This is a genomic window from Enterobacter sp. QK-SA4, from assembly GCF_056856775.1.
In genome coordinates, this window is sequence record NZ_JBXFXH010000007.1 from 1,569,372 (window position 1) to 1,592,752 (window position 23,381).

The 23,381-nt window shown below is 57.7% G+C and carries 21 protein-coding genes and 1 pseudogene; 14 read left to right on the forward strand and 8 right to left on the reverse strand.

The annotated features are described in order from the left end of the window. Window positions 1-64: 64 nt before the first annotated feature. The 3 genes from cdd to AC1VYI_RS09070 all read right to left on the reverse strand — a co-directional run bounded on the left by cdd (window position 65) and on the right by AC1VYI_RS09070 (window position 2,166). Window positions 65-949, reverse strand: a complete 885-nt coding sequence (gene cdd / locus AC1VYI_RS09060; protein WP_029740399.1) for a cytidine deaminase — start codon at window positions 947-949, stop codon at window positions 65-67. A 129-nt stretch (window positions 950-1,078) separates the two neighbouring features. Further along, entirely contained in the window at window positions 1,079-1,774 is a 696-nt protein-coding gene (locus AC1VYI_RS09065) for a CidB/LrgB family autolysis modulator (protein ID WP_029740398.1), read from the reverse strand. Continuing rightward, window positions 1,771-2,166, reverse strand: coding sequence for a CidA/LrgA family protein (locus tag AC1VYI_RS09070; RefSeq protein WP_023312463.1), 396 nt, complete (start codon window positions 2,164-2,166; stop codon window positions 1,771-1,773). The genes AC1VYI_RS09065 and AC1VYI_RS09070 overlap by 4 nt, the downstream gene beginning before the upstream one ends. A gap of 167 nt (window positions 2,167-2,333) precedes the next feature. Here AC1VYI_RS09070 and dusC point away from each other — a divergent pair, with 167 nt between their 5' ends. From dusC to AC1VYI_RS09095, 5 genes and pseudogenes are all read left to right on the forward strand, one after another. Next, window positions 2,334-3,266: a tRNA dihydrouridine(16) synthase DusC gene (dusC, locus tag AC1VYI_RS09075; protein ID WP_045402866.1), complete on the forward strand. Its 933-nt coding sequence runs from the start codon at window positions 2,334-2,336 to the stop codon at window positions 3,264-3,266. Window positions 3,267-3,567: 301 nt separating this feature from the next. Continuing rightward, the gene (locus tag AC1VYI_RS09080) at window positions 3,568-4,914 is read left to right on the forward strand and encodes a carbohydrate porin (protein ID WP_134865922.1); all 1,347 of its coding nucleotides are present in this window, start codon (window positions 3,568-3,570) and stop codon (window positions 4,912-4,914) included. A 155-nt stretch (window positions 4,915-5,069) separates the two neighbouring features. Further along, a complete protein-coding gene (gene licT / locus AC1VYI_RS09085; protein ID WP_032658940.1) occupies window positions 5,070-5,903 on the forward strand; it encodes a BglG family transcription antiterminator LicT in 834 nt (277 codons plus the stop codon). Between the two features lie 24 nt (window positions 5,904-5,927). Further along, a pseudogene (gene bglF / locus AC1VYI_RS09090) lies at window positions 5,928-7,894 on the forward strand (PTS beta-glucoside transporter subunit IIABC). A 12-nt stretch (window positions 7,895-7,906) separates the two neighbouring features. Next, entirely contained in the window at window positions 7,907-9,301 is a 1,395-nt protein-coding gene (locus AC1VYI_RS09095; protein WP_047174125.1) for a glycoside hydrolase family 1 protein, read from the forward strand. A 39-nt stretch (window positions 9,302-9,340) separates the two neighbouring features. Here the strand turns inward: AC1VYI_RS09095 and yohP are convergent, their stop codons facing one another. Next, window positions 9,341-9,424, reverse strand: coding sequence for a small membrane protein YohP (gene yohP, locus AC1VYI_RS09100; RefSeq protein ID WP_015572324.1), 84 nt, complete (start codon window positions 9,422-9,424; stop codon window positions 9,341-9,343). A gap of 203 nt (window positions 9,425-9,627) precedes the next feature. On the opposite strand from yohP, the gene mdtQ reads away from it, so the two are divergent. Both mdtQ and AC1VYI_RS09110 read left to right on the forward strand, forming a co-directional pair. Then, window positions 9,628-11,046, forward strand: coding sequence for a multidrug resistance outer membrane protein MdtQ (gene mdtQ, locus AC1VYI_RS09105; protein ID WP_226484051.1), 1,419 nt, complete (start codon window positions 9,628-9,630; stop codon window positions 11,044-11,046). A gap of 50 nt (window positions 11,047-11,096) precedes the next feature. Next, a complete protein-coding gene (locus tag AC1VYI_RS09110; protein WP_134865923.1) occupies window positions 11,097-11,861 on the forward strand; it encodes an SDR family oxidoreductase in 765 nt (254 codons plus the stop codon). A gap of 74 nt (window positions 11,862-11,935) precedes the next feature. Here AC1VYI_RS09110 and AC1VYI_RS09115 read toward each other — a convergent pair whose 3' ends face one another. Further along, window positions 11,936-12,508 carry a DedA family protein gene (locus AC1VYI_RS09115; protein ID WP_023312455.1) on the reverse strand — a complete coding sequence of 191 codons (573 nt, stop codon included), beginning with the start codon at window positions 12,506-12,508 and terminating at the stop codon, window positions 11,936-11,938. A gap of 157 nt (window positions 12,509-12,665) precedes the next feature. On the opposite strand from AC1VYI_RS09115, the gene AC1VYI_RS09120 reads away from it, so the two are divergent. After that, complete coding sequence (locus tag AC1VYI_RS09120) at window positions 12,666-13,253, forward strand: Yip1 family protein (protein ID WP_023312454.1); 588 nt, start codon at window positions 12,666-12,668, stop codon at window positions 13,251-13,253. 167 nt (window positions 13,254-13,420) lie between these two features. Next, on the forward strand, window positions 13,421-14,344 hold the full coding sequence (gene pbpG, locus AC1VYI_RS09125) for a D-alanyl-D-alanine endopeptidase (protein WP_023312453.1): 924 nt from the start codon (window positions 13,421-13,423) through the stop codon (window positions 14,342-14,344). Window positions 14,345-14,437: 93 nt separating this feature from the next. On the opposite strand, the gene AC1VYI_RS09130 is transcribed toward pbpG, so the two are convergent. Together AC1VYI_RS09130 and dld are read right to left on the reverse strand one after the other, a co-directional pair. Beyond that, complete coding sequence (locus AC1VYI_RS09130) at window positions 14,438-14,992, reverse strand: GNAT family N-acetyltransferase (RefSeq protein WP_023312452.1); 555 nt, start codon at window positions 14,990-14,992, stop codon at window positions 14,438-14,440. Between the two features lie 112 nt (window positions 14,993-15,104). After that, window positions 15,105-16,853, reverse strand: a complete 1,749-nt coding sequence (gene dld, locus AC1VYI_RS09135; protein WP_047741585.1) for a D-lactate dehydrogenase — start codon at window positions 16,851-16,853, stop codon at window positions 15,105-15,107. A gap of 189 nt (window positions 16,854-17,042) precedes the next feature. Here dld and bglX point away from each other — a divergent pair, with 189 nt between their 5' ends. The 5 genes from bglX to AC1VYI_RS09160 all read left to right on the forward strand — a co-directional run bounded on the left by bglX (window position 17,043) and on the right by AC1VYI_RS09160 (window position 23,237). Then, a complete protein-coding gene (gene bglX / locus AC1VYI_RS09140) occupies window positions 17,043-19,340 on the forward strand; it encodes a beta-glucosidase BglX (RefSeq protein ID WP_045355465.1) in 2,298 nt (765 codons plus the stop codon). 145 nt (window positions 19,341-19,485) lie between these two features. After that, the gene (gene osmF, locus AC1VYI_RS09145; RefSeq protein ID WP_023312449.1) at window positions 19,486-20,403 is read left to right on the forward strand and encodes a glycine betaine ABC transporter substrate-binding protein OsmF; all 918 of its coding nucleotides are present in this window, start codon (window positions 19,486-19,488) and stop codon (window positions 20,401-20,403) included. A gap of 12 nt (window positions 20,404-20,415) precedes the next feature. Then, window positions 20,416-21,573: an ABC transporter permease gene (locus tag AC1VYI_RS09150; RefSeq protein ID WP_134865924.1), complete on the forward strand. Its 1,158-nt coding sequence runs from the start codon at window positions 20,416-20,418 to the stop codon at window positions 21,571-21,573. Beyond that, a complete protein-coding gene (locus AC1VYI_RS09155; RefSeq protein WP_226484049.1) occupies window positions 21,566-22,516 on the forward strand; it encodes an ABC transporter ATP-binding protein in 951 nt (316 codons plus the stop codon). Before AC1VYI_RS09150 ends, AC1VYI_RS09155 begins: the two co-directional genes overlap by 8 nt. Further along, window positions 22,500-23,237 (forward strand): ABC transporter permease, encoded by a 738-nt coding sequence (locus tag AC1VYI_RS09160; RefSeq protein ID WP_047741587.1) that lies wholly within the window; start codon window positions 22,500-22,502, stop codon window positions 23,235-23,237. Before AC1VYI_RS09155 ends, AC1VYI_RS09160 begins: the two co-directional genes overlap by 17 nt. On the opposite strand, the gene AC1VYI_RS09165 is transcribed toward AC1VYI_RS09160, so the two are convergent. Next, on the reverse strand, window positions 23,212-23,325 hold the full coding sequence (locus tag AC1VYI_RS09165) for a protein YohO (RefSeq protein WP_008500895.1): 114 nt from the start codon (window positions 23,323-23,325) through the stop codon (window positions 23,212-23,214). The two genes, AC1VYI_RS09160 and AC1VYI_RS09165, sit on opposite strands and share 26 nt — an antisense overlap. Between the last annotated feature and the right edge of the window lie 56 nt (window positions 23,326-23,381).

Consider the following 23,381-nt stretch of genomic DNA (forward strand, 5'->3'; position numbering starts at 1 on the left):
GAAACAGCGACTCAACTGAGGGGTTTTTCAGCAAACTGGCGGGCATTTCTGCCCGCCGGAAGGATTACGCAAGCAGTACGCGGTCAATCGTCGTGCAGCCCAGCGCTTTAAGCGTCGCGGCGGTCGCATCCCACTGAATCAGCGGCGCATCGGCAATTTCTGCCAGAATAGCGCGCTGAATGTCCGGATAGTCATAGCCGTTCAGGCTCAGCAGGTTAAGCGCGCCCTGCAGCGGTGGCAGGGTTGGGTTAAACGCGGCGTTTTCCGCGTAGCTGCCGCTAAAGATCCGGCCATCGCGGCACTGCAGCGCCACGCCGCTCGGGGACTTGCTGTACGGCGTGTGGCTTTTGTTCGCCGCGCGAATGGCCGCCTGGCTCAGGTCATCGCCGGACAGGGCGTAACCGTGGTCCTGCTCGTCCATCAGCAGCGTTTTGATCTCCAGATCTTTCGGGCCAAACGCGTCAGGCAGATAATCCCCCAGCGTGTGCGGCGCGCGGCCTGGCAGATTGATGCGCAGCTGCAGCCCGCTGTTCAGCTCGTTCATAAACTGACGGCAGTGGCCGCAGGGGGTGTAGTTAACGGTAATGGCGCTCAGGGCTTTTTCACCGCGCAGCCAGGCGTGGCTGATGGCGCTCTGCTCGGCGTGAACCGTTTGCTGCATGGTCGCGCCCAGGAACTCCATATTGCCACCGAAGTACCAGGTTCCGCTGACGCCGCGCGCAATGGCCCCGACGTTAAAGTGGGAGAGATCGGCCCGCGCGCAGGCGGCAGCCAGGGGAAGCAGTGCGAAAGCCAGCGCGTCTTCGTCCAGTCCCGTTGCTTGTTTCAGCATCGTGACCTGCTCCGCGGTCAGCAGGGCGGGGAAGTGTGCATCTGCCAGAACGGGAGCCAGGGCTGACTGCAAATTCTCTGCAAGCTGGGCGAAAGCAGCTTGAAAACGTGGGTGCATGGCGTATGCCTCATAAAGGTTAATGGATCGGTAGTTTACGGAGCCGTCAGGGCTTTATATGTGATCCACTTCTCATTATGTATGCAACTTATGAAATCAAAATGAAATTTGCGCGACGCATCGCAAATTTTAGCCCATCACCGCCAGAATCAGCGGGAAAATGAACGGGGCCAGCAGGGAGGTGATAATCCCGCAGATCACCAGCGCCAGGGAGCTAAACGCCCCTTCCTGATAATCCAGCTCCGCACAGCGGGCGGTGCCCAGGGCGTGGGAGGCGGTCCCCATCGACAGCCCCCGTGCCGCTTTAGTATGAATACGCATCCCGTTCAGCAATGTGTGACCAAACACCGCCCCGAGAATACCGACGAAAATGACGCACATCGCGCTGATGGCCGGGATCCCGCCGAGGCTCCCACCGACCGCCATCGCGATAGGCGTGGTTACCGATTTAGGCAGGATCGACGCCGCAATCTGCGGAGAGGCCCCCATCAACAGCGCTACCGACGTGCCGGTGATCATCGCTACCAGGCTGCCCACAAAACAGATGGTAATGATGGATTTCCAGCGGGCGCGGATCTGGTGGAGCTGTTCATATAAAGGAAAGGCGAGCGCCACAACGGCAGGCTGCAGCAGGTCGTTTAAAATTTTGCTGCCGGCAAAGTAGCGTTCGTAGGGAATGCCGGTGAGCAGCAGGAACGGAATAATCACCACCATTGCCACCAGCAGCGGGTTCAGCAATGGCATTTTAAAACGTGCGGCAAGCTTGCGCGCGGCGAAGAACACCGCCAGGGTTAACGGCAGCGACCACCAGATATTGGCCATCATTTTTTTGTTTTCTCCCCGACCACGTTACGTTCGCCATGCACCAGATGCGAACTCCAGCTCACAACCAGGAAAACCACCAGCGTACTGACCGCGCAGGAGACCACAATCGGGCCGAACTGGGCCTTGAGCAAATCAAAATACTGCATGACCCCGACGCCGATAGGCACGAAAAGCAGCGCCATATAGCGAATAAGGACGAAGCAGCCGGGATTGACCCATTTTGCGGGCAGGATTTGCAGCGCCAGCAAAACAAAGAGGATCAGCATACCGATAATGCTGCCGGGAATGACGATCGGCAGCAGCGACGCGATGAAAATCCCGGCATACAGGCAGGCGTAAATCAGGACGAATGCGCGCAGATATTGCCAGATAATGTTCAATGATTTGCTCATGGTGATAGTCCTTGCTGAAACGCATTCATCATACAATTAAACTCAAAAATGTGCCACGGATCACATCATGAAATTTGAGCATACCAGACATTCCAGAATGGAAAGTCGCGCTTTCCACATACATACAGAGCAGATACTATAGCGCGTCTTTTTCCACAGGTACTGCTATGCGTGTTTTACTGGCCCCAATGGAAGGCGTGCTCGACTCCCTCGTGCGCGAGCTTCTGACCGAGGTGAACGATTACGATCTCTGCGTGACGGAATTTCTGCGCGTGGTCGATATGTTGTTGCCGGTAAAATCCTTCTTCCGCCTGTGCCCCGAGCTGCACAACCAGAGCCGGACCTCTTCCGGTACGCTGGTGCGTATTCAGCTGCTCGGCCAGTATCCCGAATGGCTGGCGGAGAACGCCGCCCGCGCGGTTGAGCTGGGCTCTTACGGGGTGGATCTCAACTGCGGCTGTCCGTCGAAGCTGGTTAACGGCAGCGGCGGCGGGGCGACCCTGTTGAAAGATCCTGAGCTGATTTACCGCGGCGCGAAGGCCATGCGTGAGGCCGTGCCTTCGCATTTGCCGGTGACGGTGAAGGTGCGCCTGGGGTGGGACAGCGACGCGCGGCAGTTTGAAATCGCCGATGCGGTGCAGCAGGCCGGGGCCACCGAGCTGGTGGTGCATGGCCGCACCAAAGAAGATGGCTACAAGGCCGAGCGCATTAACTGGCAGGCGATCGGCGAGATCCGCAAGCGCCTCTCCATTCCGGTGATCGCCAACGGTGAAATCTGGGACTACGCGAGCGCGCAGGCCTGTCTGCAGGCCACCGGCTGCGATGCGGTGATGATCGGTCGCGGCGCCCTGAATGTGCCGAACCTCAGCCGGGTGGTGAAATATAACGAGCCGCGAATGCCGTGGGCAGACGTCGTTACGCTGCTGCAAAAATACAGCCGACTGGAAAAGCAGGGCGATACCGGTTTGTATCACGTCGCGCGAATTAAACAGTGGCTGAGTTATTTACGCAAAGAGTACGATGAAGCGCTGGGATTATTTCAGGAGATTCGGACATTACAGACTTCGTCTGATATTGCCCGGGTGATTCAGTCAAAATAATAAGCGTTAAATTGCTCACACTTTTTTAAAGCAGAAAACAGTTCTGGTTTTCAACGTGGCGCGACGGTGTTAAGGTGCCACTGTTTTCAACGCAGGATTGTTACTGGCTAACAGGCAAAACCTAAGCGTTTCACAGCATTTTCGCTGTGGAGCGCTTAGGTTTTTTTTTGCCTCTCGTTTACTCAGGAGAGAAATTTGGCTTAGCGCTTTTTACTGATTTTAAAAAATGAAATATCGACAGGAAATAGAAAAATTTCCTGCGGCCGGTTACGCACAAAATACTCAATCACAGGTTGTTATCATGGCATATAAAAATAAACTCTATGCGCTCGCCTTATTGACGATATCCCCGCTGTCGGTGGCGCAGGACTGGAACGGAACGGTATTAGGATTTGAAGCTCCTCCGGAGCCTGTTCTGGGCGAAATGCTCGGCATACGTAAAATCCTCAACGATAACGGTTTTACCTGGAATCTCGGATATCTGAATGAAATTGGCTGGAACGGAGGCGGTGGCTATAACCACGACTCCCACGTGGCCTATATTGACCAGTTTGCGCTGACCTTCAACCAGGATCTTGAGCGCTGGACCGGTATCCCGGACGCGCGTATCGAAGGGAACATCGTCAACCGTAACCACAATGACGACCTCACCACCAAACGCGTGCAGGACCCGCGCGTTAACTTTAACGATCTGACCCAGGAGAGCTGGGGCGGACAGTCCATTACCCGCCTGGGCTGGCTGACCTTTGCCCGCAGCTTTGACGACCGGCGTCTGACCTGGCGCATCGGGATGATGAACAAGGTGCAAACCTTCGATCAAATCATCCCCTGTGATTTCCAGCTGCTTTCGCAGTGCGGCGGCAAGTCAGCCAACTCGCTGACGTGGAACAACTGGAACGTTCACACCTGGGGCACCACGCTTGCGTATAAATTAACGCCGACGCTGACCTTAAAAGGTGGCGTGATGGAGCAAAATCCCGAGGCCTCCAGCCGCAGCCACGCCTGGAGCTGGTCGACGAAGGGCAGCAAAGGGGTCTTACTGCCGGTTGAAATCGAAGCGCGCCCGCTGATTAACGGCCTGCCGGGCGCGTACAACCTGGGCGTGGTGTTTACCAACGCGCCGCAAACCGATCTCTATCGCGGCAGATCCGGCGGTGCGGGCGCGACGGACCCGAACGGCTTTGATACCCACAGCCGGACCTGGTTCATGTACGCCGGGCTGAACCAGCAGCTTACGCAGCATCAGGATGACCCGAATCGCGGGTTGAGCACCTCTTTCAGCATGAGCCTTGCGGATCAGAGTACCAACTACATGCACCAGGTTTACGCCGCCTCGCTGCGCTACCGCGGGCTGTTTGACGCGCGACCGGAAGACTGGATTGGCTTTGGCTTGACCTGGATTGATATGAGCAGCCAGTACGCCCGCAATCAGCGTTACCTGAACAGCCTGAGCGGCGTTAGCGATTACACCAATCCGGCGTATCATCCGGTGCCGGGCCATTCCCTGAACGGCGAGTTTTACTACCGTTTTCGTCCCGTGCCGTGGCTTGAACTGCAGCCGGGCATTCAGTACTGGCACCATCCCGGCGGCGTATCCCGGACGCAGGATGCCTGGGTGACGGAGCTGAAAACTGTCGTGACGTTCTAGCAATGTCGATCCGCGTCACGTTTCTGATGCGTGATGCATTGAGGCTATGAATGAAACTGATAGAGTGCCAGAACTGGATTGTTACTGCTTAGGCAGGCAAAACCTGATTTTCTGGCATCTGCCGGAGGTCAGGTTTTTTTGTTTCTGGGGTTCAGATGAAAATCGCCAAGATACTCAATAATAACGTGGTGGTTGTTCAGGATGAGCGCGGGCGCGAACAGGTGGTGATGGGCCGTGGGCTGGCCTTTCAGAAGCGCGTCGGTGAAGCGCTGGATACCGCGTTGGTTGAAAAGGTGTTTGCGTTACAAAGCGATGAACTGGTGCGTCGACTCGGGGAGTTGCTGAGTCAAATTCCGCTGGAGGTAATGACCACCTGCGACCGCATCATCGGGCTGGCGGCGCAGCGGCTGGGCAAGCTGCAGGAGAGTTTGTATATCACCCTCACCGACCACTGCTACTTTGCGATTGAGCGGCAGAAGAACGGGCTGGCCATCAAAAACGTGCTGCTGTGGGATATTAAACGGCTGTATCCGAAGGAGTTCGAATTAGGGCAGGAGGCGCGGGCCATTATCGCCAGACGCCTGAACGTCGAGCTGGAGGAGGATGAGGCCGGGTTTATCGCGCTGCATCTGGTCACCGCGCAGCTGAACAGCGAAATGCCGGAAGTGATGCACGTTACGCGGGTGATGCAGGAGATCCTGCAGCTGGTGAAGTATCAGCTGCAGCTTGAGTACGATGAAGACTCGCTCAGCTATCAGCGTTTCGTCACCCACCTGAAGTTTTTTGCCCAGCGGATGCTCACCCGCACCGTGGTGGAAGATGACGACGTCTCGCTGCATACGGCGGTAAAAGACAACTACGCGAAAGCGTGGAAATGCGCCGAGAAAATCGCCCAGCACCTGAACAAAAGCTATCAGCGTGAGCTGACGACCGAAGAAATTATGTTCCTCGCCATTCATATCGAGCGGGTGAGAAAAGAGGGGCGTTAAGCCTCAAAACAGGATTGTTACTGCATCACGCAGGCAAAACCTGAGCGCGGCCTTCGTAAGAAGGACGTTCTCGGGTTTTTTTATTTTTTGTACTCAGTCAACAGGTGCCCGCAGGCATCGGATGTAAGGAAATCGAGATGGAATACCAGGCTTTAGCGAAGGATATTCTCGGCCACGTTGGCGGAAAAGAGAACATCGTCAGTCTTGTACACTGCGCGACCCGGCTTCGCTTCAAACTGAAAGAGAATCAACGGGCGGATGCGGAAGGGCTGAAGAAAAACCCGGGCGTGATCATGGTGGTGGAAAGCGGCGGCCAGTTTCAGGTAGTTATTGGCAACCACGTCCACGACGTCTGGCAGGCGGTGCGCAATGAGGCAGGCCTTACCGATGACGCGCCCGTCGTGGAAGAGAAGGGAGAAAAAGGGAATCTGCTGGGCCGCCTGATTGACATCGTCTCCGGGATCTTCACCCCGTTTATCGGCATTCTCGCGGCCTCCGGTATTCTGAAAGGGCTGCTGGCGCTGGCGGTTGTCTGCGGCTGGCTCACCACCGAAAGCGGCACCTATAAAATCTGGTTCGCCGCCAGCGACGCGCTGTTCTTCTTCTTCCCGCTGGTGCTGGGCTATACCGCCGGGAAAAAATTCGGCGGCAACCCGTTTATTACCATGGTGATCGGCGGGGCGCTCACTCATCCGATGATGATTGCGGCGTTTAACGCCAGCCAGCAGCCGGGCGCGGTATCGGACGCCTTTTTGGGCATTCCTGTCACCTGGTTTAACTACAGCTCGTCGGTGATCCCGATTATTCTCGCCTCGTGGGTGAGCTGCTGGCTGGAAAAACTGAGCACCAGGCTGCTGCCGTCCTCGATGAAAAACTTCTTCGCGCCGCTGATCTGTCTGGGCGTGACCGTGCCGCTGACTTTCCTCGTTATCGGGCCGCTGGCGACCTGGCTGAGCCAGATGCTGGCGAACGGCTATCAGAGTATTTACGTTCTGGCACCGTGGCTGGCGGGCGCGGCGATGGGCGCGCTGTGGCAGGTCTGCGTTATTTTTGGCCTGCACTGGGGGCTGGTGCCGCTGATGATTAACAACCTGGCGGTGCTGGGGCATGACTCCATGCTGCCGATGCTGTTGCCCGCGGTGTTTGGTCAGGTGGGGGCGGCGCTGGGGATCTTCCTGCGTACCCGCGATGCACGTCAGAAAATGCTGGCGGGTTCATCGGTAACGGCAGGGATATTTGGTATTACCGAGCCGGCCGTTTATGGGGTAAACCTGCCGCTGCGCCGCCCGTTTATCTTTGGCTGCGTGGCGGGAGCTATCGGCGGCGCGATTGTCGGCTTCAGCGATACCCACGTTTACTCCTTCGGCTTCGCCAATATCTTTACCATCGCCCAGATGATTCCGCCGGGCGGGGTAAATGCCACGCTGTGGGGCGGTGTGATCGGCACCGCGGTAGCGCTGGTGCTGAGCTGCGGCCTGACGCTGGTGGCGGGCATGCCGGGACGCGCAGCGCCCGAGGCGGTTGTGCCAGCGGGTGAAAACGATGTGCTGGCACCGATGAACGGCACCGTTCTGGCGCTCGACCAGGTGACGGATACCACGTTTGCCAGCGGCCTGCTTGGCAGCGGTGCCGCGATTATTCCCTCCGATAACAAAGTGGTGGCCCCGTTTGCCGGTGTGGTGGCCTCGCTGTTTCAGACCAAACACGCCATCGGCCTGCTCAGCGACAGCGGTATTGAAGTGTTAATCCACGTGGGGATCGACACCGTGAAGCTCGACGGCAAGCCGTTTACCGCCCACGTGAAGGTGGGCGACAGGGTGCAGCCCGGCGATCTGCTGCTGGAGTTTGACCGACAGGCGATTATCGATGCCGGATACGACCTGGCGACCCCGATCATTATCAGTAACAGTGATGAGTATCGTGACGTGGTGACCGTGGCGGCAACGTCCGTCAGTGCCGGTGCGCCGTTACTCAGCGTAAGCCATCAATAACAGGAGAACGTGATGAAAACTTTCCCAGACGATTTTTTATGGGGCGGCGCGGTTGCCGCGAATCAGGTAGAAGGCGCGTATCTGGAGGAGGGGAAAGGGCTGTCCACCTCAGACGTTCAGCCGCAGGGGGTCTTCGGCCCGGTGGTTGAGCGCGTGGCGGGCGACAGCGGCATCAAGGACGTCGCCATCGACTTCTATCACCGCTACCCGGAAGACATCAAACTGTTCGCTGAGATGGGCTTTAGCTGCCTGCGCGTCTCCATTGCCTGGACCCGTATTTTTCCGAACGGCGACGAGCAGCAGCCTAACGAAGCGGGGCTGGCGTTTTACGACCGGCTGTTTGACGAGCTGGCCGCGCACAACATTACCCCGCTGGTGACGCTCTCGCATTACGAAATGCCGTGGGGGCTGGTGAAGCAGTACGGCGGGTGGGGCAGCCGCCAGACCATTGGGTTCTTCGAGCGCTACGCCCGCACCGTGTTTGCGCGCTACAAGGAGAAGGTGAAGCTCTGGCTGACCTTCAACGAGATCAATATGTCTCTGCACGCGCCGATGACCGGCGTGGGCCTGCCGGAAACCAGCAGCAAAGGAGAGGTGTATCAGGCGATCCACCATCAGCTGGTGGCCAGCGCGCTGGCCGTGAAGGCCTGCCACGAGATTATCCCGGATGCCAGAATCGGCAACATGCTGCTGGGCGGCCTGATGTACCCGCTGACCTGCAAACCGGAAGATGTTCTGGAGACGCTGCAGGAAAACCGCGCGTGGCAATTCTTTGGCGACGTGCAGTGCCGTGGCGCCTATCCGGGGTATATGCAGCGCTTCTTCCGCGACAACGGTATTCAGCTTGAGGTAACGGATGCCGACCGCGAGGCGCTGAAATCGACCGTCGATTTTATCTCCTTCAGCTACTACATGACGGGCTGCGTCACCGCGGATGAGGCCCTCAACCAGCAGGCGCGCGGCAACATCCTGAGCATGGTGCCTAACCCGCATCTGGCAAGTTCCGAATGGGGCTGGCAGATTGACCCCATCGGCCTGCGTACCCTGCTAAACGTGCTCTGGGATCGCTATCAGAAGCCGTTGTTTATCGTTGAAAATGGCCTGGGGGCGAAGGATAAACCGGATGCGAACGGCGTGGTGCAGGATGACTATCGCATCAGCTACCTTAATGACCACCTGGTGCAGGTGCGTGAAGCAATTGACGACGGCGTTGAGGTGATGGGCTATACCAGCTGGGGGCCAATCGACCTGGTGAGCGCGTCTAAAGCTGAACTCTCCAAGCGCTACGGCTTTATTTACGTCGATCGCGATGACAGCGGAAAGGGCACGCTGGCGCGCAGCCGTAAGAAAAGTTTCTACTGGTATAAAGAGGTTATTGCTACGAAAGGGGCTTCGCTGAAAGTCTGATATCGGGAACGTTGCCCGGCGCAGAGCCGGGCAAATAGATCAGAAAATCATCTTGAATACGCCGGTGACCACTAAGAGCCCTATCAGAAATATAATTAAAATAACCCACAGTAATATTTTCATTCCTTTCTCCCGCTCATGTATGTCCTGAATAAGTGTAGCAGCGTATTTATATTTGGCGTGAATGCATTGGATTTAATCATTCTCTTTGGGAATAAATTTCCGGGTATTAAAATGTATGACAATTTGCGGATTGCCACGCGTTACTAAAAAAATGAACGATATCGAGCGTAACGTGCGCCTTTATTTTTTGAGTGTATGGCGTAATGAAACGTTCTCTTATTTTATCTCTGAGTGCTCCCTTCGCTTTTATTCTGGCAGCCTGTGCGCCTGAACATGCCACGGTATCTCCCCTTAAAACGCAAACCGCTGCGGCGTCGGTGAATACGGTTCTGAATCATCAGAACTGGCCGAAAAATGAGTGGTGGAAAGCGTATAACGATCCCCAGCTTAATGGGCTGATTGCGAAAGCGTTGAGCGATGCACCGGATATGAAGATTGCCCGTCAGCGCATTATGCTTGCCGAAGCACAGGCCAAAGCCGCAATGGCCGCTGACGGCCCGCAGATTGATTTTTCCGCCGATGCGGAACGCCAGAAAATGTCCGCCGAAGGGCTGATGGGGCCTTTTGCCCTTACCGACCCGGCGGCAGGCACCACCGGGCCGTGGTACACCAACGGCACCTTTGGCCTGACCGCAGGCTGGGAACTCGATCTGTGGGGAAAAAATCGCGCCCGGGTCGAGGCCCGGATTGGCAAAGTGAATGCGCAAAAAGCGGAGCTGGAGCAAACCCGCCAGCTGCTGGCCAGCAGCGTGGCGCGGCTCTACTGGGAGTGGCAAACTCAGGCCGCCGCGGGGGAGGTTCTCGCGCAGATCAAACATGAGCAGGACAACATCATTGGTGCCGATCGCGAACTGTATCAGCATGGGATCACCTCCTCCGTGGAGGGGGTGGAAACTGATATCAACGCCAACAAAACCGAAGAGCAGCTGGCAGAAGTCAACGGGAAGATGAAAGCCGTCGAGGCGCGTCTGGTCGCGCTGACGAATTCTTCCTCCGTAACGCTTACGCGGCATACGCTGCCGACGGTCGACGCCGCGCTACCGTCGACGCTCGGTTATGAATTGCTGGCACGCCGCCCGGATCTTCAGGAGGCACACTGGTATATCGAAGCCTCTATGAGCGAGGTGGAGGCCGCGAGAGCGGCTTTCTATCCTGACGTGAACCTGATGGCGTTCCTACAGCAGGATGCCCTCCATCTGAGCGATCTGTTTCGCGCTTCAGCGCAGCAGATGGGCGTGACCGCCGGGCTGACGCTGCCGATCTTCGACAGCGGCAGGCTGAACGCCAGTCTGGATATCGCCCAGGCGCAAAATAATCTCTCGGTGGCAAACTACAACAAAGCGGTGGTCGAAGCGGTCAATCAGGTGGCGCGCACGGCCAGCGAAGTCGAAACGCTGACGGCGAAGAACCGCCATCAGCAGCAGGTTGAAAAAGATGCGGCGCGGGTTGTGGCGCTGGCGCAGGCGCGTTTCAGCGCGGGGATCGTTGCGGGCTCGCGGGTCAGTGAAGCCAGGATCCCGGCCCTCAGGGAAGACCTCGCCGGATTGTTGCTGAAAGGCCAGTATGTCGACGCCACGCTGCAGCTCACCTCGGCGCTGGGCGGCGGTTATCATCATGGCTAAAAATGGTCATTATCTATACTTACCTCTTTGCAGTTTTTCAGGAGGTGAGTATGACCAGAGTAGCGATAGTGACCGCATCGGATTCCGGGATTGGTAAAACCACGGCGCTGATGCTCGCAGGGCGCGGGTTTGATATTGGCGTCACCTGGCACTCGGATGAAAAAGGGGCGCTGGAAACCTGCCGCGAAGTTGAAGCGCAGGGGCAGCGCGCAGAGGCTATCCATCTTGATTTAAGCACGCTGCCGGAAGGCGCAGAGGGTATTGAAACGCTGATTGCGCGTTTTGGTCGGCTGGACGTGCTGGTCAACAATGCGGGTGCGATGACCAAAGCGCCGTTCCTTGAGATGCCGTTTGACGACTGGCGGAACATTTTCACCGTGGACGTGGACGGCGCGTTTCTCTGTTCACAAATTGCCGCCCGCCAGATGGTGAAGCAAGCGGAAGGGGGGCGGATTGTGAACATTACCTCGGTGCATGAGCACACGCCGCTGCCAGAGGCGAGCGCCTACACGGCGGCAAAACACGCGCTCGGCGGGTTAACCAAATCCATGGCGATGGAACTGGTTAAGCACAACATTCTGGTGAACGCCGTCGCGCCGGGCGCCATTGCCACACCGATGAACGACATGGACGACAGCGAAGTGAAGGAGGGTTCAATGCCGGAAATCCCGCTGGCGCGGCCGGGCCACACCAAAGAGATAGCCAGCCTGGTGGCATGGCTGTGCGACAGCGACGCCAGCTACACGACGGGGCAATCGTTTATTGTTGACGGGGGCTTTATGCTGGCGAACCCGCAGTTTAAGCCGGAGGGGTAGTTTTCCCCTCTCCCTGTGAGAGGGTGTTTTTAGTTCCCTCTCCCTGTGGGAGAGGGTTAGGGTGACGCACCCGGCTACTCCTCATCCCGCGTCTTTTCCCGATGCTTCAGCCACAGCCTGACCCCAATCACCGCCACCACCACCAGAATCAGCCACGCCCAGTGCTTCAGATGCTGGTCGAGATTATGCAGCCACGGGCCAATCACTTCGCCCCCTACGTAGCCGAGCGTCGTAAAGATCATCGCCCAGGCAATCGCACCAAGAACATTGAGCGGCAGGAAAATTTTTGGCGGCAGATGGCTGGCGCCAATCAGTATCGGCCCGATAATGCGAAAGCCATACATAAAGCGCGTGCCGATGACGAACAGATAGGGATGACGTTGAATGAGCCGTTGAGCGCGGCGGATTTTCTTCTGATGCTTTGCGAAACGCTTAAGCAGCGTGGGCCCGAAGCGCAGCCCGAGAAAGTAGAGCAGCTGATCGCCAATCATTCCACCGAGTGCGACCGCTGCGACGACCAGCGGGAATTTCAGCAATCCCTGATGCGCGGCGACGCCGCCTAACAGCGTGATGGTTTCACCTTCTGCCACGCTACCGACGACCAGCGCGGCATATCCATATTGTTCAATGAGTGCGTTAATATCCATTACGTAAATGTTATCTCCCTCTGCTTACCTCGTTTAATCATATACCTCATGAATCAACAGCGGGGAAATCAACGGAAATTTCCCACTGTACAGAAAATAATCTAAAGCCTGCATTATACTTAAGGTATCGCTGACGGGCCGACAACAAGGGGGCGCTATGAACCATGTCTGGGGACTTTTCTCCCATCCCGATCGTGAGATGCATGTCATTAAAAGTGAGAACGAAACGGTCTCGCATCATTACACGCACCACGTGCTGCTGATGGCTGCGGTGCCGGTAATATGCGCCTTTATCGGAACAACACAAATCGGCTGGAACTTCGGTGACGGCACCGTTGTTCAGCTCTCCTGGTTTACCGGGCTCTATCTGGCCATCGTTTTTTATGGCCTGATGCTGGCGGGTGTGGCGGTAATGGGGCGCGTCATTCACTGGATGGCGCGTAACTACCCGCAACGTCCATCGCTGGCGCACTGTATGGTCTTTGCCGGATATGTCGCGACCCCGCTGTTCTTAAGCGGTATTGTTGCGCTCTATCCACTGGTCTGGCTGTGCGCGCTGATCGGTACTATTGCCCTCTTTTACACCGGGTATCTGCTGTACCTGGGGGTTCCAACCTTCCTGAATATCAATAAAGAAGAAGGCCTGAGTTTTTCCAGTTCAACACTCGCTATTGGGGTGCTGGTGCTGGAGGCGCTACTGGCGCTGACGGTTATTCTTTGGGGTTACGGATACCGTCTCTTCTGAGTTCACTGCATTGCTGGCGTAAATGCCAGCAATGCAGCATCTGTTCACGATTATCCGCTGGCGACAACGCCCGGTGACCGCTATGATGCCGAAGCCAGCCTGTGTTTATCCGTTGATACAGGCGGTGTACGTCATGACGTGCGTGAATAATTATCAGAAGTCTCACCATGCTGAAATTCCGAGTCTCTTTACTTAGCCTGGCGCTGCTGCTGGGCGCGTCCGCTGCCGTGCCGGCCGTCGCTAAAACGCCTGCGGTGACCGCCGCTGCTGCTCAGCCGCAAATTGCGTCCGGCAGCGCGATGATTGTCGATCTCAACACCAATAAGGTGATCTACGCCAGCCATCCGGACCTGGTGCGCCCGATCGCCTCGATTACCAAATTAATGACCGCGATGGTGGTGCTTGATGCACATCTGCCGCTGGACGAAAAATTGAAAGTGGATATCAGCCACACGCCGGAGATGAAGGGGATTTACTCCCGCGTGCGTCTGAACAGTGAAATCAGCCGTAAAAATATGCTGCTGCTGGCGCTGATGTCGTCTGAAAACCGTGCGGCGGCGAGCCTGGCGCACCACTATCCGGGCGGCTACGACGCCTTTATCCGCGCGATGAACGCGAAAGCCAAAGCGCTGGGAATGACCAATACGCATTATGTTGAACCGACGGGACTGTCGATCAACAACGTCTCCACGGCCCGCGATCTGACGAAACTGCTGATTGCCAGCAAACAGTATCCGCTGATTGGTCAGCTCAGCACCACCCGTGAAGAGATGGCGACCTTTGCGAACCCGGCCTATACGCTGCCGTTCCGCAACACTAACCATCTGGTATACCGCGATAACTGGAATATTCAGTTAACCAAAACCGGCTTTACCAACGCGGCAGGACACTGCCTGGTGATGCGCACCGTGTTTAACGGTAAACCGGTGGCGCTGGTGGTGATGGATGCCTTCGGCAAATATACCCACTTCGCGGACGCGAGCCGCCTGCGTACCTGGATTGAAACCGGGAAAGTGCAGCCCGTTCCGGCCGCAGCATTGACGTATAAAAAGCAGAAAGCGGAACAGATGGCGACGGCGCAGAACGATTGAGTCGTTTGTGCGCGCTGATGCCCTCACCCCGACCCTCTCCCACAGGGAGAGGGAGAAAACACAAAAAACGGTAACCCAGTTACCGTTTTGCGTTTATTCCGGCAGCGTCCAGTCCCCATCGTTGAGCGAGCGCTGCATAATCACCGTATCCCGCCAGTCACCTTTCTTATAGCCTACGCTGCGCAGCTGACCGACAATCACGAAGCCATGTTTTTTATGCAGCCGCAGCGAGCCGGAATTATTGTTGCCATCTCCCACAACGGCAATCATCTGCCGCCACGGGCCTTGCTCGCAGCGGGCGATTAGCGCATCCATTAATGCCGAACCAAAACCGCGCCCGGTGATGCTGGCATCCACGTAAATCGACTCTTCCAGGGTATAGCGGTAGGCGTGTCGCGGGCGGTAAGGCGTGGCGTAGCAGTAGCCCACCACGATGCCGCGATACAGCGCGATAAGCCACGGCAAACCGCTCTCAGCCACGCTTTTCATACGCTGACGCATTTCGTCGATGGTAGGGGGGACTTCTTCAAATGACGCGCGCCCGTGCAGCACATGCCAGGCATAGATGGCGGTGATGGCATGCACATCATCGGGAAGGGCATCGCGCACTTCCAGTTCGGTCTCGGATAAAACATCAATAGCCGACATGATGTGCCTGCTCCTCGTTATAGAATGCCGGAGAAACGTTCCTCCGGCGTCAGAGCGTCACTCTATTACGATTAAGGCACGCTAAACAATCTCTCAAATTTGGCTGTAGGAATTAATCAGACGCTTGCGTTACGCGCTGCTCCGCATCTGCCTCTTCTTTCCAGTATTTCTTCCGCGTTGTTTTACCAATGCCGGGGTTCATGCTGTTTGTAGGGTCATTCTCGCGATAAAACTGCTTAAGTGCGTCAGGGGCTTTATAAAGATGCCCGACGTTATGTTCCGCAGGATATTGTGCGCCGCGTTCACGCAGCAGGGCGAGCATCTGCTCCTTCAGTTCGTGCGCATCGACCCCTTTTTTGACGATGTAATCCTGATGGAAGACATAACACATAAAGTGGCCGTAATAGAGCTTATGCACCAGCTTGCTGTCGATTTCCGGCGGGAGGTGCTCAAACCACTCGGTGTCGTTACGTCGCAGGGCGATATCCAGCGCCAGAATATCTTCCACCTCTTCGGAATGCACCGCCTGATAACGGATGGCGGCGCCTGCGGCGGCAAAACGATGCAGGAACGCTTTGCTGCCCTCTTCAGGCGTACAGGCAAAGAAATCCCCTTCGGCGGTTTTGAAGAATTCGGTCAGCCAGGACTGCGCTTCGGCAATTCCGTCCCCGGCCATTTTCAGCAGCAGGTGATGCTCGTACTTATCGCGCCAGGTTTTCATTCGCTCCGGCAGATGCGCCGGGAAAACGTTGCCCAGCTTCTGCATAAAGCGGTCGGTGAAGTGGGGTTTGAACAGCGACACTTTCTCCAGCATCGCGTCGGTGCGTCCCTTCATGGTGAAGAAGAACGGCATTTTGTCGGTGCCGAGCTTGTCGATCATCAGGAACGTATCTTTGCCGTAACGCTCGGCGATGTCGTAAATGTCCCGGTGCATGTACTCGCCCGCCACCGGCAGATGGGTAAATTCGCCCAGAATATGACGACGAATTTCGGTCAGAACCTCAGGCTGATTGGTACCGATGTAGAACACCTGCTGCTTTTTCTCCGCCGGGAAGGTATCCAGACGCACGGCAAACACGGCCAGCTTCCCGGCGCAGCCGGAGGATTCAAACAGGCGGTCCGGGTCGGCGTTGTAGCGCGCCGGCGTATCGGCGTCGATATCCCGCACGCGGGTCACGTAGTCGTGATCGTGCGCGTGGCGGCCGTCGTGCTGCACGTCTTCGTCCTTCACGCGATCGTCGTCAAGCTTGCTGAGAATCTGCTCTGGCGTCACGCCGAGATCGATCCCCAGATGGTTCACCAGCGTCAGCTTGCCGTTTTCGTCAATACGGGCAAACAGCGACATCTCGGTGTAGGCCGGGCCGCGCTGCACCAGCGAGCCGCCGGAGTTGTTGCAAATCCCGCCAACCACTGAGGCGCCAATACAGGAGGAGCCAATCACCGAGTGCGGCTCACGGCCCAGCGGCTTAAGCGCTTTTTCCAGGGAGTAGAGCGTCGTGCCGGGGAATGCGAGCACCTGCTCGCCTTTATCCAGCAGGTGCAGCTTGTCGAGGCGCAGGGTGCTGATAATCACGATGTCGCGATCGTAATCGTTGCCGTTCGGCGTGGAGCCTTCGGTCAGGCCGGTATTGGCGGCCTGCATTAAAATAATCTTGTCGGCGGCGACGCAGGCGCTCAGCACGCGCCACAGCTCCAGCAGCGTGCCGGGGAAGACCACCGCCAGCGCCTCACCCTGACCGGAGCGGAAACCTTTGCGGTAGCGGGCGGTTTTGGCCGGGTCGGTAAGCAGGTGAGAGGAGCCAACCAGGCGCGACAGTTCGTTAATAAAAGCCGTGTTATCGTTTGTTCGAACAGAAGACATCTTCCACTCCTTGTGGTGGGGCAAATTTCTCGCTGTAAAGCATAGCGCGATTAACTGTTAAGCGGTCGAGTATTCACGAGAAAAATCAGAGAATAACCCTGCAACGTTTCGAGGGTTTGTGGCACACTGCGCTTTTCGCACGGTATGGCCGAGATCGTCCGGCGGTTATTGATGAGAGAGTAAAACGACATGAAATGGCTATGTTCTGTAGGTGTCGCCGTCAGCCTGGCGCTGCAACCTGCGCTGGCAGAGGATTTGTTTGGTAATCACCCGCTCACGCCTGAAGCACGGGACGCGTTTGTCACGGAATTGCTCAAGAAAATGACGGTTGATGAGAAAATCGGCCAGCTGCGTCTTATCAGCGTCGGTCCGGATAACCCGAAAGAGGCCATCCGCGAGATGATCAAAGACGGGCAGGTAGGGGCCATCTTTAATACCGTCACCCGCCAGGATATCCGCAAGATGCAGGATCAGGTGATGGATCTCAGCCGCCTGAAAATTCCTCTGTTCTTTGCCTATGACGTGGTGCACGGCCAGCGTACCGTTTTCCCGATTAGCCTCGGTTTAGCCTCTTCCTTTAACCTCGACGCGGTGAAAACCGTTGGGCGCGTGTCGGCTTATGAAGCGGCGGACGACGGCCTGAACATGACCTGGGCGCCAATGGTGGACGTTTCGCGCGATCCGCGCTGGGGGCGCGGCTCGGAAGGTTTTGGTGAAGATACGTATTTAACCTCCACGATGGGTAAAACCATGGTGGAAGCGATGCAGGGCAAAAGCCCGGCGGACCGCTACTCGGTGATGACCAGCGTCAAACACTTCGCGGCCTATGGCGCAGTCGAAGGCGGAAAAGAGTACAACACCGTCGACATGAGCCCGCAGCGCCTGTTCAACGACTACATGCCGCCGTACAAGGCGGGGCTGGATGCGGGCAGCGGCGCAGTGATGGTAGCGCTGAACTCGCTGAACGGCACGCCTGCGACCTCTGACTCCTGGCTGCTGAAAGACGTGCTGCGCGACCAGTGGGGCTTTAAGGGCATCACCGTTTCCGACCACGGCGCTATTAAAGAGCTGATTAAACACGGTACCGCCTCCGATCCGGAAGACGCGGTGCGCGTGGCGCTCAAGTCCGGCATCAACATGAGCATGAGCGACGAGTACTACAGCAAATACCTGCCGGGGCTGGTGAAGAGCGGCAAGGTAACGATGGCGGAGCTGGACGATGCCGCGCGCCACGTGCTGAACGTGAAATACGACATGGGGCTGTTTAACGATCCGTACAGCCATCTGGGGCCGAAGGATTCTGACCCGGCAGATACCAACGCCGAAAGCCGCCTGCACCGCAAAGAAGCGCGTGACGTGGCGCGCGAAAGCCTGGTGCTGCTGAAAAACCGCCTCGACACGCTGCCGCTGAAAAAATCTGGCACCATTGCCGTAGTGGGCCCGCTGGCCGACAGCAAGCGCGACGTGATGGGCAGCTGGTCTGCGGCAGGCGTGGCCGATCAGTCCGTGACCGTGCTGACCGGGATTAAGAGTGCCGTGGGTGATAACGCGAAAGTGGTGTACGCCAAAGGGGCGAACGTCACCAACGACAAAGACATCGTCACCTTCCTCAACCAGTACGAGGAAGCGGTGAAGGTCGATCCGCGCACGCCGAAGGAGATGATCGACGAGGCGGTGAATACCGCGAAACAGTCTGACGTCGTTGTCGCAGTTGTGGGCGAAGCGCAGGGTATGGCGCACGAGGCCTCCAGCCGTACCGACATCACCATCCCGCAGAGCCAGCGCGATCTGATCGCCGCCCTGAAAGCCACCGGCAAGCCGCTGGTGCTGGTGCTGATGAACGGTCGTCCGCTGGCGCTGGTGAAAGAGGACCAGCAGGCTGACGCCATTCTGGAAACCTGGTTTGCCGGTACCGAAGGCGGTAACGCCATCGCCGACGTGCTGTTTGGTGATTACAACCCGTCGGGCAAGCTGCCGATGTCCTTCCCGCGCTCCGTCGGGCAGATCCCGGTCTACTACAGCCACCTGAACACCGGTCGCCCGTATAACGCCGATAAGCCGAACAAGTACACGTCCCGTTACTTCGACGAAGCTAACGGCCCGCTGTATCCGTTTGGTTACGGCCTGAGCTACACCACCTTCAAGGTTTCTGACGTGAAAATGTCGGCGCCGACCCTGAAGCGTGACGGCAAAGTTACCGCCAGCGTTGAGGTGACCAACACCGGCAAGCGCGAAGGGGCAACGGTAATTCAGATGTACGTCCAGGATGTCACCGCCTCGATGAGCCGTCCTGTTAAGCAGCTGCGCGGCTTCGAGAAGGTCAATCTGAAGCCTGGCGAAACCCAAACCATCAGCTTCCCGATTGACGTGGAGGCGCTGAAGTTCTGGAACCAGCAGATGAAATACGATGCGGAGCCAGGCAAGTTTAACGTCTTTATCGGGGTGGATTCCGCCCGCGTGAATAAAGGCGAGTTCGAGCTGCTGTAACCTTCCCTCCTTTGCATCCCCCGACTTCCGGGGGATGCGTCTTACGTTATGCTAAAAAGGCATTTTGCCGGGTAAATCCGCTGTTTTAAGCTACGCTTTTCTCTCAAGCCTCTGAAAAAGGCGATAAAAAAATGAGGATAGCGGAATGACGATTGCAAAGGGGATGTTGGGATCTGCGGTGCTGCTGGCGGCACTAAGCCTGCCGTTACAGGCGGCGGAGCCGGTAAAAGTGGGCTCAAAGATCGATACCGAAGGCGCGCTGCTCGGCAATATTATTTTGCAGGTGCTGGAAAGCCACGGCGTGAAAACCGTCAATAAAGTTCAGCTCGGCACCACGCCCGTCGTGCGCGGGGCGATCACCTCCGGCGAGCTGGATATCTATCCGGAATACACCGGCAACGGGGCATTCTTCTTCAAAGATGAAAACGATCCGGCATGGAAAAACGCCAAAGCCGGGTATGAGAAAGTCAAAAAACTCGACGCGGAACAGAACAAGCTGGTCTGGCTGACGCCGGCCCCGGCCAACAACACCTGGACTATCGCCGTGCGCAAGGACGTGGCGGAGAAAGGTAAGCTGACGTCTCTGGCGGATCTCAGCCGCTATCTGAAAGAGAAGGGCGACTTTAAGCTGGCTGCGTCCGCGGAGTTTATCGAGCGTCCTGACGCGCTCCCGGCGTTCGAAAAAGCCTACGACTTCAAGCTCGACCAGGCGCAGCTGCTCTCGCTGGCGGGCGGGGATACGGCGGTAACCATCAAGGCGGCGGCGCAGCAAACTTCCGGCGTTAACGCGGCAATGGCCTACGGCACCGACGGCCCGGTTGCGGCGCTCGGCCTGCAAACCCTGACCGATCCAAAAGGCGTACAGCCGATTTACGCTCCGACCCCGGTCGTACGTGAGTCGGTGCTGAAAGCCTATCCGGAGATTGCAGACTGGCTCAAACCGGTCTTCGAAAAGCTGGATGAAAAAACGCTGCAGCAGCTGAATGCCAGCATTGCCGTCGAGGGGCTGGATGCCAAAAAAGTGGCCGCCGACTTCCTGAAACAACAAGGGCTTGTGAAGTAACGGGAAAGGGCTGTGCCAATAAAATGTCATAACCGCGTACTGATGCTGCTGGCCTGCGTGGCCATCGCGGCGGTCGCGCTGCCGTTTGTGAATGTCGCACCTAACCGTCTGATGTCAGGGGAAGGGCGCTATCTCTGGGAAGTATGGGCGTTCACGCCGTGGTGGCTGGCCGCGGCGCTGGGCGCGTGGGTTGCGCTATCGCTCTGGCAAGGGCGCACGGCGCAGTGGCTGACGCTGCTCCTTGCTGAAGGGCTGTTTATCCTCCTTTTCTGGGGAGCCGGGCAGGCGGCGACGCATATGGCTTCGGCGGAAAGCCCGCTGGCGAGAACCACGGTGGGCAGCGGCCTCTGGCTGTGGCTGGCGCTGTGTCTGCTGGCCAGCAGCGACGCCATTCGTCGACTCATCTCCAGCGCCGTCTGGCGCTGGGTGTTCAACGCGCAGATATGGTGTATTCCCTTGTTCCTGCTGTTCAGCGGTGAACTGAACAATCTCTCGCTGCTGAAAGAGTACGCCAACCGTCAGGAGGTGTTTGATGATGCCCTTGCGCAACACCTGACGATCCTTTTTGGCACGCTGATCCCGGCTCTGCTGATCGGGATACCGCTCGGCATGTGGTGCTATCGTCATCCTTCACGCCAGGACGGGATCTTTGCCGTACTCAACGTGATCCAGACCATACCTTCCGTCGCGCTGTTTGGCCTGCTGATTGCCCCGCTGGCGGGGCTGGTGAAGTCATTTCCGGTGCTGGGAACGCTTGGCATAGCCGGAACGGGGTTAACGCCCGCGCTTATCGCGCTGGTGCTGTATGCGCTGCTGCCGCTGGTGCGCGGCGTGGTCGCGGGCCTGGGCCAGGTCGCGCCGGATGTGCTTGAAAGCGCCCATGCGATGGGGATGAGCGCGCGGCAGTGTTTCTGGAAAATTCAGCTCCCCCTGGCGCTGCCCCTGCTGCTGCGCAGCCTGCGGGTGGTGGCGGTACAAACCGTCGGCATGGCGGTGATAGCGGCGCTGATTGGTGCGGGCGGCTTTGGCGCACTGGTGTTCCAGGGGCTGCTCAGCAGTGCCCTCGATCTGGTGTTGCTGGGCGTGGTGCCCACGATTGCGCTGGCGGTTGTCGTCGACGCGCTGTTTGCCTTATGGCTCGCGCTGCTCAGGAGAAGAGCCAATGATTGAATTTCATGATGTCAGTAAAACCTTTGCCGGTCGCCCGGCGGCGAGCCATCTGAACCTGAACTTTGCCGAGGGGGCTTTTTCCGTGCTGATTGGCACCTCGGGCTCGGGAAAATCCACCACCCTGAAGATGATCAACCGCCTGGTTGAGCATGACAGCGGGGTGATCCGCTTTGCCGGAGAAGAGATCCGCAGCCTGCCGGTGCTGGAGCTGCGCCGCCGGATGGGCTATGCCATTCAGTCTATCGGCCTGTTTCCGCACTGGACGGTGGCGCAGAACATCGCCACCGTGCTGCAGCTGGAGAAATGGGCGCGGGCGAAAATCGCCGACCGGGTGGATGAACTCATGTCGCTCCTGGGGCTGGAGCCCGCGCTGCGCGATCGCTATCCGCACCAGCTTTCCGGAGGCCAGCAGCAGCGCGTGGGCGTGGCGCGCGCGCTGGCGGCTAACCCACAGGTGCTGCTGATGGATGAACCCTTCGGTGCGCTGGATCCGGTCACGCGCGGCGCGCTGCAGGCGGAGATGACCCGCATTCACCGCATTCTCGGGCGCACGATCGTTCTCGTGACGCACGATATTGATGAAGCTCTGCGCCTGGCCGACCATCTGGTGCTGATGGATCATGGCGAAGTGGTGCAGCAGGGCTCGCCGCTTAAGCTATTAACATGGCCGAAGAACGACTTTGTGCGCGAGTTTTTTGGCCGCAGCGAGCTGGGCGTGAGGCTGCTCTCCCTGCGGACGGTCAGCGACTATATGCGTCGGGAGGAGGCGCCGGTCAGCGGCGAACCGCTGCAGGCGCAGATGAGCCTGCGGGATGCCCTCTCGGCGTTTGTCGCGCGCCAGTGCGAGGTATTGCCCGTCTCGGACTCGCGCGGTACGCCATGCGGAACCTTACATTTTCGCGATCTGCTAGCCGGGGAGGTGACGCGTGAAGGCACTGCGTGATCCGCTCCTCTGGCTGGTAGCGCTCTTTGTCGCCTTACTGTTTCTGATGCCCCACAGCGCGGCGCTGTTTAACACTCTTTTTCCGGGGCTGCCGCGGCCGGTTTATCAGCAGGAGAGCTTTATTAATCTCGCCCTGGCGCATCTCTGGCTGGTGGCGCTCTCAAGCGCCATCGCGGTTGTGTTGGGGGTTGGGGCAGGTATCGCGGTTACGCGGCCTGCGGGCAAGGAGTTTCGTCCGCTGGTGGAGACGATAGCGGCGATTGGCCAGACGTTTCCCCCGGTGGCGGTGCTGGCGATAGCGGTTCCGGTGATGGGTTTTGGCCAGCAGCCCGCCATTATTGCGCTGATTTTATACGGCGTATTGCCGGTGCTGCAGGGCACGCTGGCGGGCCTCGCTGCGGTACCGGCGTCAGTGCTGAGCGTGGCAGAAGGGATGGGGATGAGTCGCGGTCAGCGGCTGCGCAAGGTTGAACTGCCGCTTGCGGCGCCGGTTATCATTGCCGGGATCCGCACGTCGGTGATTATTAACATCGGGACGGCGACCATTGCGTCTACGGTCGGTGCCAATACGCTGGGAACGCCGATTATTATCGGCCTGAGCGGGTTTAATACGGCTTATATCGTGCAGGGGGCGGTGCTGGTCGCGCTGGCGGCAATCGTCGTCGATCGCCTTTTTGAGCGGCTGGCTCTGTACCTCAGCCGACACCGCCGCGAACAATAAACGAGTATCCTGCCAGCATCACGCCGCCAATACCGCTCACGGCCATCAGGACAAAAAGGGTAATAATGGCCAGTTTGGTTGCCTTCATCATGTGCTCCTGTTGTTAACGGAACAATTATACGGTGAAGCGCAGCTGTTAATGAA

What these genes read in the sequence shown, in the direction of transcription:
- cdd (WP_029740399.1), bottom strand. Translation starts at nt 949, where the DNA reads ATGCACCCACGTTTTCAAGCTGCTTTCGCCCAGCTTGCAGAGAATTTG.
- AC1VYI_RS09065 (WP_029740398.1), bottom strand. Translation starts at nt 1,774, where the DNA reads ATGATGGCCAATATCTGGTGGTCGCTGCCGTTAACCCTGGCGGTGTTC.
- AC1VYI_RS09070 (WP_023312463.1), bottom strand. Translation starts at nt 2,166, where the DNA reads ATGAGCAAATCATTGAACATTATCTGGCAATATCTGCGCGCATTCGTC.
- dusC (WP_045402866.1), top strand. Translation starts at nt 2,334, where the DNA reads ATGCGTGTTTTACTGGCCCCAATGGAAGGCGTGCTCGACTCCCTCGTG.
- AC1VYI_RS09080 (WP_134865922.1), top strand. Translation starts at nt 3,568, where the DNA reads ATGGCATATAAAAATAAACTCTATGCGCTCGCCTTATTGACGATATCC.
- licT (WP_032658940.1), top strand. Translation starts at nt 5,070, where the DNA reads ATGAAAATCGCCAAGATACTCAATAATAACGTGGTGGTTGTTCAGGAT.
- AC1VYI_RS09095 (WP_047174125.1), top strand. Translation starts at nt 7,907, where the DNA reads ATGAAAACTTTCCCAGACGATTTTTTATGGGGCGGCGCGGTTGCCGCG.
- yohP (WP_015572324.1), bottom strand. Translation starts at nt 9,424, where the DNA reads ATGAAAATATTACTGTGGGTTATTTTAATTATATTTCTGATAGGGCTC.
- mdtQ (WP_226484051.1), top strand. Translation starts at nt 9,628, where the DNA reads ATGAAACGTTCTCTTATTTTATCTCTGAGTGCTCCCTTCGCTTTTATT.
- AC1VYI_RS09110 (WP_134865923.1), top strand. Translation starts at nt 11,097, where the DNA reads ATGACCAGAGTAGCGATAGTGACCGCATCGGATTCCGGGATTGGTAAA.
- AC1VYI_RS09115 (WP_023312455.1), bottom strand. Translation starts at nt 12,508, where the DNA reads ATGGATATTAACGCACTCATTGAACAATATGGATATGCCGCGCTGGTC.
- AC1VYI_RS09120 (WP_023312454.1), top strand. Translation starts at nt 12,666, where the DNA reads ATGAACCATGTCTGGGGACTTTTCTCCCATCCCGATCGTGAGATGCAT.
- pbpG (WP_023312453.1), top strand. Translation starts at nt 13,421, where the DNA reads ATGCTGAAATTCCGAGTCTCTTTACTTAGCCTGGCGCTGCTGCTGGGC.
- AC1VYI_RS09130 (WP_023312452.1), bottom strand. Translation starts at nt 14,992, where the DNA reads ATGTCGGCTATTGATGTTTTATCCGAGACCGAACTGGAAGTGCGCGAT.
- dld (WP_047741585.1), bottom strand. Translation starts at nt 16,853, where the DNA reads ATGTCTTCTGTTCGAACAAACGATAACACGGCTTTTATTAACGAACTG.
- bglX (WP_045355465.1), top strand. Translation starts at nt 17,043, where the DNA reads ATGAAATGGCTATGTTCTGTAGGTGTCGCCGTCAGCCTGGCGCTGCAA.
- osmF (WP_023312449.1), top strand. Translation starts at nt 19,486, where the DNA reads ATGACGATTGCAAAGGGGATGTTGGGATCTGCGGTGCTGCTGGCGGCA.
- AC1VYI_RS09155 (WP_226484049.1), top strand. Translation starts at nt 21,566, where the DNA reads ATGATTGAATTTCATGATGTCAGTAAAACCTTTGCCGGTCGCCCGGCG.
- AC1VYI_RS09165 (WP_008500895.1), bottom strand. Translation starts at nt 23,325, where the DNA reads ATGAAGGCAACCAAACTGGCCATTATTACCCTTTTTGTCCTGATGGCC.